Here is a 380-nt window from a genome sequence, read left to right as displayed (position 1 = left end):
CTGCTGCTGGGCCTGGGCGCGGCGGCGCTCTATGGCATCACCGCCGTGATCGTCAAGCGCCTGAAGGGCATCCCGCCGCAGGTGCTGGCGCTGGTACAGGTGACGCTGGGCGCCGTGATGCTGCTGCCCATGGCCGACTTCAACGCCCTGCCCGCCGCGCCGCTGCAATGGGGGTACCTGGTGGCGCTGGGCGTGATCCACACCTGCCTGATGTACATCCTGATGTATTCGGCCATCCAGAAGCTGCCGACCACGTCCACCGCCGCGCTCAGCTTCATCTACCCGGCCGTGGCCATCCTGCTGGACCTGGTGGTGTACGGGCACCGCATGGACGCCACCCAGGTCGTGGGCGTGGCGCTGATCTTCCTGGCCGCGGCCGG

1 protein-coding gene is annotated in these 380 nt (G+C 68.9%); it reads left to right on the top strand.

Annotated features, from left to right (window positions below):
* Window positions 1–380 (top strand): DMT family transporter (locus U858_RS0133475; protein WP_025141393.1); only part of this gene is annotated, 380 nt, incomplete at both ends.

It is taken from the genome of Achromobacter sp. DH1f (assembly GCF_000633435.1).
Lineage (GTDB): Bacteria > Pseudomonadota > Gammaproteobacteria > Burkholderiales > Burkholderiaceae_B > Achromobacter > Achromobacter deleyi.
The sequence above is the reverse complement of the archived record's forward strand: the minus strand, read 5'-3'. Positions and strand labels throughout refer to the sequence as shown.